Origin of the sequence: Microcoleus sp. B5-D4 (genome assembly GCF_036705145.1) — a bacterium.
Lineage (GTDB): Bacteria > Cyanobacteriota > Cyanobacteriia > Cyanobacteriales > Microcoleaceae > Microcoleus.
Genome location: NZ_JAUBTV010000051.1, coordinates 19,478 through 31,268 on the forward strand (window position 1 = coordinate 19,478; position 11,791 = coordinate 31,268).

At 47.9% G+C, this 11,791-nt stretch carries 11 protein-coding genes and 1 tRNA gene; 2 read left to right on the plus strand and 10 right to left on the minus strand.

Annotated features, from left to right (window positions below; all coding sequences use genetic code 11):
• Nucleotides 1-48: 48 nt before the first annotated feature.
• Together uvrC and QUB10_RS21645 are read left to right on the plus strand one after the other, a co-directional pair.
• A complete protein-coding gene (gene uvrC, locus QUB10_RS21640; RefSeq protein WP_333205351.1) occupies nucleotides 49-2,124 on the plus strand; it encodes an excinuclease ABC subunit UvrC in 2,076 nt (691 codons plus the stop codon).
• Between the two features lie 162 nt (nucleotides 2,125-2,286).
• Nucleotides 2,287-2,357: transfer RNA gene (locus tag QUB10_RS21645), tRNA-Gly, on the plus strand.
• A gap of 155 nt (nucleotides 2,358-2,512) precedes the next feature.
• Here the strand turns inward: QUB10_RS21645 and QUB10_RS21650 are convergent.
• The 10 genes from QUB10_RS21650 to QUB10_RS21695 all read right to left on the minus strand — a co-directional run bounded on the left by QUB10_RS21650 (nucleotide 2,513) and on the right by QUB10_RS21695 (nucleotide 11,183).
• Entirely contained in the window at nucleotides 2,513-3,511 is a 999-nt protein-coding gene (locus tag QUB10_RS21650) for a hypothetical protein (RefSeq protein WP_333205352.1), read from the minus strand.
• Nucleotides 3,512-3,641: 130 nt separating this feature from the next.
• Nucleotides 3,642-3,917, minus strand: a complete 276-nt coding sequence (locus QUB10_RS21655; RefSeq protein ID WP_333205353.1) for a hypothetical protein — start codon at nucleotides 3,915-3,917, stop codon at nucleotides 3,642-3,644.
• Nucleotides 3,918-4,038: 121 nt separating this feature from the next.
• Complete coding sequence (locus tag QUB10_RS21660; RefSeq protein WP_333205354.1) at nucleotides 4,039-6,816, minus strand: DUF3854 domain-containing protein; 2,778 nt, start codon at nucleotides 6,814-6,816, stop codon at nucleotides 4,039-4,041.
• A gap of 133 nt (nucleotides 6,817-6,949) precedes the next feature.
• The gene (locus QUB10_RS21665) at nucleotides 6,950-7,339 is read right to left on the minus strand and encodes a hypothetical protein (protein ID WP_333205355.1); all 390 of its coding nucleotides are present in this window, start codon (nucleotides 7,337-7,339) and stop codon (nucleotides 6,950-6,952) included.
• A gap of 228 nt (nucleotides 7,340-7,567) precedes the next feature.
• Nucleotides 7,568-8,125 carry a hypothetical protein gene (locus QUB10_RS21670; protein ID WP_333205356.1) on the minus strand — a complete coding sequence of 186 codons (558 nt, stop codon included), beginning with the start codon at nucleotides 8,123-8,125 and terminating at the stop codon, nucleotides 7,568-7,570.
• Nucleotides 8,116-8,379: a hypothetical protein gene (locus QUB10_RS21675; RefSeq protein ID WP_333205357.1), complete on the minus strand. Its 264-nt coding sequence runs from the start codon at nucleotides 8,377-8,379 to the stop codon at nucleotides 8,116-8,118. Before QUB10_RS21675 ends, QUB10_RS21670 begins: the two co-directional genes overlap by 10 nt.
• The gene (locus QUB10_RS21680) at nucleotides 8,380-8,889 is read right to left on the minus strand and encodes a hypothetical protein (RefSeq protein ID WP_333205358.1); all 510 of its coding nucleotides are present in this window, start codon (nucleotides 8,887-8,889) and stop codon (nucleotides 8,380-8,382) included.
• Complete coding sequence (locus QUB10_RS21685; RefSeq protein WP_333205359.1) at nucleotides 8,886-9,383, minus strand: hypothetical protein; 498 nt, start codon at nucleotides 9,381-9,383, stop codon at nucleotides 8,886-8,888. Before QUB10_RS21685 ends, QUB10_RS21680 begins: the two co-directional genes overlap by 4 nt.
• The gene (locus QUB10_RS21690; RefSeq protein ID WP_333205360.1) at nucleotides 9,376-9,750 is read right to left on the minus strand and encodes a hypothetical protein; all 375 of its coding nucleotides are present in this window, start codon (nucleotides 9,748-9,750) and stop codon (nucleotides 9,376-9,378) included. The genes QUB10_RS21685 and QUB10_RS21690 overlap by 8 nt, the downstream gene beginning before the upstream one ends.
• A 194-nt stretch (nucleotides 9,751-9,944) precedes the next feature.
• Nucleotides 9,945-11,183, minus strand: a complete 1,239-nt coding sequence (locus QUB10_RS21695; RefSeq protein WP_333205361.1) for a tyrosine-type recombinase/integrase — start codon at nucleotides 11,181-11,183, stop codon at nucleotides 9,945-9,947.
• Nucleotides 11,184-11,791: the final 608 nt, after the last annotated feature.

An 11,791-nucleotide genomic window follows, 5' to 3' on the forward strand; every position in this document is an offset into this window, starting at 1 on the left:
AAATAAAAGAGTGTACAATCAGTCTCTATTTTGCTGAGATAGCTTGCAATGCCATCCACAAAAACTCTGCCGTTAGTTAAAGACTCGGAACGCCTAGAAAGTCGCCTCAAAGAAATCCCGGCGGTTCCTGGTGTATATTTAATGCGAGACGAGAGCGATCGCATCCTTTACATCGGCAAATCAAAAAAACTCCGAAACCGCGTCCGTTCCTACTTCCGTGAAAGCCAAAATCTCAGTCCCCGCATCGCGATGATGGTGCAGCAAGTGCGCGAAATTGAGTTCATCGCCACCGACACAGAAGCGGAAGCTTTAGCGTTAGAAGCAAACCTCGTAAAACAGCACCAACCTTACTTTAATGTCCTCCTCAAAGATGATAAAAAATATCCTTATTTGTGCATAACCTGGTCGGAGGAATACCCGCGCATTTTTATCACCCGCAAACGCCGCGCCGGTAATGCCAAAGACCGCTATTACGGCCCCTACGTCGATACAGGGGCACTGCGGAGTACGCTGCATTTAATTAAGCGAATTTTCCCCCTGCGGCAGCGCCCTCAACCGCTATTTAAAGACCGTCCTTGTTTGAACTACGACATCGGGCGCTGCGTTGGCGTTTGTCAAGGGTTAACTTCGCCTGAAGAATACCGGAAAATAATCCAAAAAGTAGCGATGATTTTCCAGGGAAGAACTCAGGAATTACTCGATATTTTAGAGCCCCAAATGGAAGAGGCAGCCGAAGATTTAAACTTTGAAACGGCGGCGCGCCTTCGCGATCAAATTAAGGGTTTGCAGTCTTTGAGTGCGGGTCAAAAAGTGTCTTTGCCCGACGATACGGTTTCCAGAGATGCGATCGCACTTGCGGCCGACACCCAGCACGCTTGCGTCCAATTGTTCCAAATTCGTGCAGGTCAATTGGTCGGAAGATTGGGATTTATGGCGGAAATCCCCCCCCAACCCAGGGCGGGCACGGGGGCACCGCCCCTACAATCGGGGGGGGAAGAGTTATCTCAACTTTCTCTTTCCTCCCCCCCTTGGCAAGGGGGGGAACGAGGGGGGGTAGAGGCCGGAGCGATTTTGCAGCGGGTGTTGGAAGAACACTATCAAAATGTCGAATCTGTAGAAATTCCCAGCGAAATTTCAGTGCAGTACGAATTGCCAGAAGCGGAAATATTAGCAGATTGGTTGAGCAACCGCAAGGGTCGAAAAGTTACGATTTTGACACCGCAGCGGCAAACTAAGGCAGAATTGATTGAGATGGTGGAACGCAACGCTGAATATGAATTGGCGAGAATGCAAAGATTGAGCGATCGCAATTCTCAAGCAATGGAAGATTTAGCAGAAATTCTCGATTTGCCCGAAGTTCCTCGCCGCATTGAAGGTTACGATATTTCTCACATTCAAGGTTCTGACGCTGTAGCTTCCCGCGTCGTATTTATTGATGGTTTGCCGGCTAATCAACACTACCGCCATTACAAAATTAAAAATCCTGAAATTAAATCGGGTCATTCTGATGATTTTGCTAGTTTAGCAGAAGTTATCGGTCGCAGATTCCGAGGATTGAAGGAAGAAGAAAGTTCGGCAACGGATTTTATAACGGATTTAACGGATAGAACGAATAAGGAAGAAGAATTTAGCGATTTAGGAAAATCGAAAAAAATCAGCAATTTATCCTCCGTTTCTCGTACTATCTCGGACAAACCCGACTTAATTATGATAGATGGCGGCAAAGGTCAACTGTCAGCAGTTGTGGCTGTTTTGCGGGAGATGAATTTGCTAGAAGAGTTGCGCGTTGTCAGTTTGGCAAAGCAGCGAGAGGAGATATTTTTGCCGGGGGAATCTTTGCCACTGCCCACTAATTCTGAGCAGCCTGGGGTACAATTATTGCGCCGGGTGCGGGATGAGGCGCACAGGTTTGCTGTGAGTTTTCACCGGGATCGAAGAAGCGAGAGAATGAAGCGATCGCGCCTTGATGAAATTCCCGGATTGGGACACCACCGACAAAAACAATTGTTGGCCCATTTTCGGTCGATCGACTATCTCCGTTTAGCGACTCCCGAACAGTTGGCAGAAGTTTCTGGGATTGGCCCGCGTCTGGCTGCTCAAATTTACGATTATTTTCATCCGTAAAGTCTTACGCAGCATGGGAGACGGGGATTTTTGGGGCGAGGGGGCGATCGGCCCGCAAGTCCCGATTCAGCCCGGATTCAGTCACTGTGAGGGAGGTCTTCAAAATTTTTGCACAGACCTATTGCAATCCCCAGAGACTTGTGGTATGTTTAGTTTCTGTGCGCGGGCATAGTTTAGTGGTAAAACTTTAGCCTTCCAAGCTAATTATGCGGGTTCGATTCCCGCTGCCCGCTTGCGTCTACAAAAACCTCAAACCAACGATAAATCAACGGTTTGAGGTTTTTTATTGCTGATTTTTGGGGTTATCAAGGGGTCTAGTTGACTAGAAATTGACTAGAAATTGGAGACAATTTGCCTCGTTTGAATACAAATTGAATACAATCCATACCTAGACTAGGTTTGAGCCGTTCTCATCCGCTAGAAGTCCCAGAATAGCGTTGATGTCAGCACCGACAACTTTCGTCGTTTTGCGCTGCGCTCTCAACCTATTGAGCAAGTCGGCCGCTTCTGGAAAATCGGGAAAATTTTTACTGGCTGCATCATTTTTTGATTTTTGTCTCAGGTCGGAGAGTTCCGCCTCAATTCCCTCGCGATCGGCGCGTTCTGCTTCGAGTTGCGATCGCACTTCGGCTAATTCCCGTTCGAGCCTGTCGGATTGCTCGGCTGCTTCTGTAATGGTTTCATCCTTCGCTGCCAGTCGAGAATTTAACGTCGTGATTTCCTGATTCCTTAATTTGATGAGCGTATCGCTTCTTTCCAAGCTCCGGCGCAAGATTTCGACTTCTTCCTCAATCAATTTGCGATCGGCGCGTTCTGCCTCTAGGTTGCTTAATTCATTCTGCAACCGTTCTACAACCTCGTCATGTACTTTGGGCAACTCTAGAGAATCACCCGGCTCGAACTTTCCCGGCAGTGCTTCCTGTAACGCTTCAACGGCTTTTAGTAATGTCGCTACCTGCAACTCTAACGCTGTTATCCTACTTTCTACAACCCGTTCTGCAACCTGCGAGACTTCTGCAACTTCTGCAACCCGTTCTGCAACCTGCGAGACTTCTGCAACTTCTGCAACCCGTTCTGCAACCTTCTCAGTCCGTGGCACTGGGGGTATCTCCAAGGCTTCTGCAGTCTCTTCAAGCTTGACCACGCTGACTTCTGAGCTTTTGCCTATGTATTTTTTACGTACCTTTCCTGCAATCTTTCTGCAACCGTACCAGTATTCACCATTTTTACCTTCTTTGCGGACTGTGTAGGGCTTGCCGTCTCCTGTGGGTTCATACCTAAAAGAGCCGATTGTGTCCAACCATGCCGCACCCTTGGGGGAGTCTAGCTCGAACACTCTGCCGTCCTCTGTCTCTATCAATCCTTGCATCACCGATGGAATTTTCATAAGTTGCCTAATGGTTGCTTAATTGCTTCTGCAACCAGTCTAAGCAACCTTTAAGCAACTGTCAAGAGTTGCTTAAAGGTTGAGTAAGTTAAAGCTTCATCAGGTCAGAAGCGTCAAATTCACCTTCACTCTAAGCCTTCAATTTTTCCAGACGTTCCTCAATGACAGCTATTCGTTCAATTAGTGGAGCAATGCGATCGGATATAAGTAGGTCTAGACTTTCGGCGGCTACTGTAGACGCGAGGTTAGTGTCCCTCTCTGTAGACGCTACTGTAGACGTGCCTGAGACTTCCTTGAGAATACGTTGTGCTGCTTGACTAACCGACTCACCGTCTAGCTTCTGAGCTTCTATCCAGTTCAGGAAGTGACCAGAAGCCCTGAACGATACGACTTGACTTTGACTCATTGTAGACACCTGTATACGTTATTTGTCTACACTAACTGATATCTGTCTACACTGTCAACATTTTGTAGACAAAACTTGTAGACACAAAAATCCCCCAATTAAGGGGGATGAGATTGAGTCGTTAGTCAGCGGCTTCCAAGTCCTTGGGGTCAAGCCATGTAGTAAAACTTCCGTCTGGCTTTACGCAAGCAATCTCTCTGTATTTATTGACTTCATCCACCACCAACTCTAGACCCGCTAGCTGTTCGGCGTACTTTGTCCCGATGTAACGGACTCGGAGACCCTTCTTGGCAGGTACGGTCTTGGACTGGGTTAGCAGTTCAACCAACTTCCGCCGCTCGTCATCGGTAAGTTGAGGGAGTAATTTGCAGACTTGACTGAAAGGTGAGGAAATTGTGGAGCCATTGGAGCCAGCGCTCTGTGTAAGGGTTTTTGGGTAGCCAACTGTGGAGCCAGTATTGTTTGGCTCCACAGTTGGCTCCACAGTTGGCTCCACAGTTGGCTCCACAGTTGGCTCCACAGTTGGCTCCACAGTATCCCTTGCTCTGTCTACTGGCTCCAATGGCTCCACAGTTTTTGTGGAAGTTTGCACAAATCCAATTCCAAGCAGATATCTTTGGTTCCTCCGCTCCATGTCATCTCGTTCGCAATAGCGACACACTTGGAGTTTAGGGAAAATCTCGCTAAACCTTGACCCCAACTGGTTTATAGCTTTTACAGGAGCGTCATACTTACTAGGAAGTTCATTCCAAATCAGCTTCTCCTTGGTGCCGCTAGTCTCTCTCTCTAGAATCCCTGCATCCTCATACCAAGCTTGCAATTGCTCCCACAAGTCTTTAACCCAAACACGGCCCCCAGACTGAACCTCCAAACCAACCTCGCGGGCAAACTGCCACAAGTGCCGGCTTCCCTCCTGAGCTTCCCGCATCGCCTCACGGGTTGCCTTGTAGTCAATCCCTTCTTTCAGTAGCAGTGGCAACCGCTCCAACATCTTGTTAAGCATCGCCGGCGCAATCCGTTCAAGGATGAAGTTCTCATCATCCTTAAAGCGCGGGTCAGCTTCCAGTTCACCCTGAGACGGGTCAGCATTGTGCTTGTAAGTTTTCTTGAAACTCAGGATACCGTAGCGGTCATCAATTGCAGCCGTCCCCCCGGTGATGGACGGTAGTTTGTTGCAGTTGGCAAAAAAGATGGCCGCAGGCTTGTATTCGTAGCCGTCCTTGCCCTTGCGTTCAATATCAAGAATGTCACCTGTAATTAACTGCTTAAGGCTCTGGATAGTGTCGAGGTCTACTTTTGCAGTATTCTCGGAAGCCCAATTACAAATACTTCCTTCAATTCCTGCCAGAGAGAACTTGCGGCCATTGTCATAGGACTTGAAGTCTGACAGCGACTTCCCGGTCATCCCCCGCCCAAAGACAGCGGACAACACAGCCCGCAATGTATCTTTACCGTTAGACCCCTCGCCGTGGCACAGCAAACCTTTAACGCCCCGTCCCGTCAGCTTGGAGCGGACAAGCTTCAAATTCAACGCAGCAGCAGCAGTCCGCAAAAATACCTCACGCTGCGACGGCTCCAAGCATTCCAAAAGGCGATCGCAATCCGTCGAGTCAATGTCAGGGTCATACTTGCAGCCAACATAGGTATAGACCTGGTTGGGGTCATGTGGCACAAACGAGTGAGAACCGTCAGGGTTAATTTTCACTACCCCGTTAGAGCAGTTCAAGCCGTCAGGATTTATTTTGTTTGGGTCAACCCAGTTCTGATCGATAACCCACTTCAGTACCTCGGTTCCGTTACTAGACCTGGCTCGGTTGTTGACCCAAACACCCTTTACCTTCTCCGCGTAGGTATTGAGCCAGCCACCTATACGGCGCTTTTCCTCGGATTCCGATCGCAATTCGTAGTGACTGCCGACATAGCGATAAAGCTGACCTCCAATAGCTTTCCAGTGACCGTCTGAGTAAAGTGCAGCCTCTGCCTTCTGTACGAAGTTTTGTAGTGCAGTCGGCGCTGTGTCTGGGATGTAGTCACTTTCACTACTGTCATACTTCTGGCATACTACTTCTTCTCGTGTGCGCGGGTGAGGAGTTAGAGAATTATTAGAGTTTGTGTCATTTTTGCGATCGCCTTTCTTAAGCTGTTTCTCCCACTTGTCTAGTGTTGGCGCGCTCGCTACAGCTTCCTTGAATGCCTCACCGCCCTTAGCTTTGATGAAATCATCCATCCCTTTGAATTGCGTATTCCAAACAGTGATGTGTACCTCACAGCCACACTCAACCAACAAGTGGCCAAACTTCAAAATGGCTGCACGGCAAGATGGGTTGGCCGCATAGTCGGAGTCAAAGTCTATGTAGTGGATGGTGTCGGGTTGCGCCCATTCCTTCACAAAGGGTGCTAGTTCCCCGTCTTTGCCCCAGTTCCACACGCCTGTTAGAGCAATGGTTGCCAGTTCAATACTCAACCCAGCCCCAGTTTTTTTGACTCCCTCAGTCCAGTGACGGGGGATGGACTTGTCAGCGTGAACTTTTGACCAATAATCCTTATCTGGCATGGCAAGGAATATGGCGTCGGGTTCCATGCCGCTACCTGTGAGGTACTTGCGGGGCTTAGAACCTTCTGGTTGATGTGGCTTGTCTGGCTTGCCTTGGCCGCACCAGTTGCCGGCCCGTTGACCAGTTTTCCAAAGGACGCCACGACACCACCAGCCCCCCGTTTTAATGGGTTCCTTTGGACGGATGCGCTCGTTGAGTTCTTTGACGGTCAGCGATTCGATGTTGAGAGAGGCGATCGCTTCTGATACTGCTGAGCCTTCAACCCATTCAGTCAGGTGCTTGCGGATGAAAGCATTAAATTTTGGGAATGCAGAATTTTCCCCAGTGGGGTATGATGTATTCACGAGTTTACGACTCACCGCCTGGTGAGAGTGAATCCAAAAAGCCGTTGCATTCAGGTTCCAATTGAGAGCAGCGGTTTTTTGGCGTTTATAGTTTTTGAAAGATTTTAAAACACAGGTGGAACCGCCCCGCGCGTTAGATTACGGGTGCGATTAAGCTGTCGTTACGGGCACAGCCACCTATCTCAGCGTCGGGAAGCGGCACAAATCCTTTAGGCAGGCTTCGATCGCCTTCGTTTCCCGATGGCTCTATTCTTGATGGAGTTTGCGAGAATATAGCCCAACCGTCTTCAATAATTCCGCTCGAACTAAAACTCAGAATAATCGCAAATTTTTCGCTTACAGCCCGCTTGAAACTGTAGACCTTGAGCAGAAATTTTCTGAGAACGCGGATTAGAATCCGCCAAAACATTGAACGGTTAGGCTTTAGTTCTCTCTGGCGCTCCCAGACAAATTCCCATGAGTCGCCCTCCATCGGGCGAAACACAAATGTTTCTAATTTTTTCTTGAGCGCTGCGATATCCATCGTTTGATTTTAGCGGCAAACCATTGCCTAATGTGTCCAAAAATTGGCTGCCAGTGGGTGTGAGTGCTATCTCGGAACACTTAAATAATCCGAGACAACTTACAACACCTAAAACGCCCGTCCAGAGAGGGTTGCAGGTATACACTGCGATTACGGAACATTTAAGTCTTCCCCCACAACTTGTAACCATCTAAGCAGCCTCTAAAAACGGTCACTGAATATCATCAGTTAAGCCTCTCCAACTAAGCGTTTATACTCAGCCTCAGCAGCCTTGTATTTAGGGGAGCCACCTTTGGATACTCCCCAAATTTCAAGGATGATTTTTGCCTTACCCCAGCCTTTTGCTTTCAATTGCAGCACCCGTTCAGCGCGTTCTGTTTCAGCGTTCTGGGAGCCGTTCTGTTCGCGTTCAGCTAGTTGTTTTTGAGCAATCGGTTCTGATTCTTCTTCTCCATCGTAAGTCAGTTCTAGTAGGCGTTCTAGCTGTTCGCGCGGGTTCAGAATTTGTTCTGCTTCCTGCTGCCTTTGTTTCTGCGAAACGTAAACCTCTGTTGCGATTTCATCTGCAATATCAGCGTTTATGGCACGGGTTTTGAGTTCATCAATCTCTGCCTCATCTGCCAGTTTACGGGCGATGTTGCCAGCGGACACTGCACAAGCAATTGCAGCACATAAACTCACCCCTTGCAGTGCTTTGTGAATGTCTAGCTTTTTGTCTAGTGCTGCTAGTGGAACCAACCACAGCACGACAGAAGACGCGCTCAACACAAACAGTTTTAGCTGCATAGAAACACCCCCAAACCAATCAGCAGCATCGCCAAACCACCGATTAACAAGGCTTGTAAGTCAGCGACTGAAATCTTGAGCAACTTACTCAGGGAGTAATCGAGTAGCCAACTCAGCCCCCAAGCAATCGCAACTGCTGCTAATAGAAATAAAACCGCTTTCATTGCCATCGGATGCAGACTCGCTATCCACCCCAGAAGGGAGAAAGCGACGCATCCAGCAACGAAGTAGTTTGCCAGATACATCGCTTTCATTTAGTTAGTCCCTCCCGTCAACTTGGCTTTAATTTCATCAATGCGACTGCGGGCATCGCTGTCAGCCTTATCAATCCCTAAACCCAGTCGTGCATAACCGGGACGCAAACTGTGCAAGTGCTTAGCCAGTCGAGTGTCTGAGCGTTTTTTACCCAGTTCATTATCAGCCACAGCACCCTCATATTTGCGGTGATGACGGTGAACTTTAGCATCGGCTTCTTCAACTTTTGCCAGTGCTTCATAGGCGCGCTTAGATTGTTTTGCACCGTCTGTTTTTTCCTTTGCCAAGTCTTTCATAGCGTCCGCTTCTTCCTTAGTGAAGTAGCGCGGTGCTGGCACAACGGGAACACTACGAATGCTGGAAAAGTTACCGGGATTTAGCGGTGTGATGACACTTGCGTCAGTGCTTGCTAAAACTTTTGATTTGTCGATAGCGTGTCCGCCGTCGTTGCTGGCAGTGAGTTTTCCAGCATCAGAATTGCCGCCAAAAAGGCGTAGTTGTAAGCTCATAATTTTGTCCCGATTTGAATGTTGATGCGAACTGGGGAAGGCAATAGATTGAGAGGATTGATTTGTCGCCACAAATTCATAGCCACCACAAACACCCCCGCCGATGCGAGTACAAGTGCGATGAGTTGCCCTAAATCAACCCAGTCTAAAAAAGTGGAATTCTGGCGGGAGAAACCGCACACAGGGAATGAACCGTCGTTAGTCCAGTCAAGGGTGTCTACACTGTCTACACCAATATTGTCTACAGTGTCTACACGTTGTAAATCAAGCGGTTCATGTGTTGTGTCTACAAAATCTCCCGTACTGTATACAGTGTCTACACTTGCTGTGTCAAGCGATTCACCGTCAACGAGGTACAGTTCTAGCAGCGCTTCCCATGTGGCAGTTTTGCTGAGTTTTCCAAACTGTCTGGCGTCTTCATTGGTGAAGCCACGGTCAAAGGCGATCGCCCGCAAGTGGTCAATGCGACGGTAGTTGACGGCGGGCTTAGTCATGGCTGACAAGCCTCAAATCACTGCCAACAGTCAAATGCTCGTCAAAACACGGATAAGAAGAATCCGGCATCTCCCCACTTGTCCAACTGATTAGGTAAGCCCAAGCTTGTTCGTAAGGATGCCAGCAAATACCAAGCACTTCGCCGTACTCAATAAAGTCCTGGTTAAATTCGTCAGTCCAGTGGTCAGCGACTTTGTTGCCGATACTGAATTTCGGGACCGGATATTTCTTAGGACTTTCAAGAGCTGGCTGACTGCGTGGTGCAAAAAATAGCAAAGCGGCCGATGCGATTTTCTGCAATAACTCGCGACGGGGAAATGTAAAGTGTTGCGATCGTCCGTCAAGACAATCGTCTAAAAATGTCATAATTATTCGGCTCCAAACGTTGTACAGAAACGGTTTGGGGAAGTCGTGGTTTGGCTAGCATTGCAAGTGCTCGTCAACCGCGCATCAATCTTCCTTAGTTACTCACGATTGCAGACTTCCACTTCCTTGTCAACACCGGGACTGTAAAGTTTTGTTTCGCAAAAGTTGCCCCTAGAATCAACATATTAACAGTATCAAAGCGGGCGTAAATGCTCCAAAATCTTGCCATCTAAATAGACAGTATTAATCACTTTCTCCGACGTATCGCACCACTTAGCAACAACAGCACTCGGTACACCTTTGCCTACCTGTTCGCTGATAAAAGTATCCCGACAAGAGTAAGGCGTGGTGGTCTTACAATCCTGTTGATGTTGGCGGGTGCTTTGAGTAATCGGGTCAACCAATTTATGCCATACCTGCTTAGAGAAATTATTGTAGTTAATCGCCCCGCCCTTAATAGGTGAGGGAAAAACCAATCTGTCTTTATCAGTCAGATTTTGTGGCTTAATACTCTTCAACAACCGAACCAATTCTTGATTACAAGGAAATTTGCGCCGCTTGTTGTTTTTACTGCCGTCAACCCTTGTTTCCTTACCGCTTGGGTGTTGTATACTCCCGTTGAACACAATGTGAGAAAAGTCAGGGGCGATGTCACTCCATCGCAACCCCACAGCTTCCGAGGGACGGCATCCAGTCAGCAGCCAGAATTGCACCATAGGGTAGTAAAAACAAAACTTTTGCCCCGTTTCTCCCCTCCCGTTCCAAGTGCCTCTGTGGTTCTTAAAAGCCTCCAATACCAACTCTTTTTCTTGGGCTGTAAATGCGTTCGGTTCCGGGTCACTTTCCCAGTTATGTTTAGGCAGTTCCGCTGCCAGCCCCTCAAACGGGGATACAGTTAAACCTTTGACAATCTTGAACTTAATCCCCCACTTTACCGCTGCATTTAGGTGAGTCAAAATCCTTTTGGTCATGCTGTTAGTCGTATCCTCCAACAGCCAAGCGCGTACCTGCAAAGCACAGTCCTCTGATAGAGGCTGGTAGGGGCAACGGTCAATATAACTCTGAATGCCCGTCACCATGTAATTAAATGTCGTTGTCTTGAGTGTGGGCTTCTTGAACTCCAAATATCTCTCAAACAATTTAGTCAGCGTCAATTCCGGCTTAGGCTTGACTGTCTCAATAACTGTCAAGTGAGTCTGTGACTTGTACTTTTTGAGTGTGGGGTCAAACCGCTCAAACTTGATATCGGATTCAATCAACTGTGCTTTGGCTTCTGCCAGTTCCCAGTTTTCCGGGGTATCCGCCAGATTAAGGTACAGGAATTTTTGCTTGCCCTCAAAAAGATGTCTCGGCATCTGCAAGCGTAGTCGCCCTTCATTGGTTTGAACGACTACGGAACCTTTTTTAGCTCTGCTCGGTGGAAGATTGACCATAAAATTCTGTCAACTCAACACCCCCATAATACCCGTTTGAATACAGAATGAATACAATTCTCTGTCAGCTTCATGTCGCCGTCGCTAGAAGCCTGTACAGACAAGCGGTTCAAGATTTTCTTCATTCAGCCTTCCAAGCTAATTATGCGGGTTCGATTCCCGCTGCCCGCTTATGTCTATAAAAACCTCAAACCAACGATAAATCAACGGTTTGAGGTTTTTTATTGCTGATTTTTGGGACTATCAAGGGGTCTAGTTGACTAGAAATTGACTACGATTTGACTAGAAAACGACCAAACTGAGTATCGTTTGAATAGAAATTGAATAGAAATATTCACTTTCTATTCAACCTCTCCCCAATTGCTACTACCCGCAGTCGGCAAGTCAAGACGCCCTGACTACTCATCCGCCCAACAATCCTAAAATTACCTCCACGTCTTCCCGTTCGGCCCTCGTCTTTTTGCGCTGCGCTCTTAACTGATTGAGTAGGTCGGCCTGCTTTGGAAATTGAGATGAGCGTGCACAAAGAGGTAAGAAAGTTGCAAAATGGGCGTTAGAGTTGCTGCAGAGTTCCTGGTTTTTAGTAAAAGTAGTAACTGAGATATTGC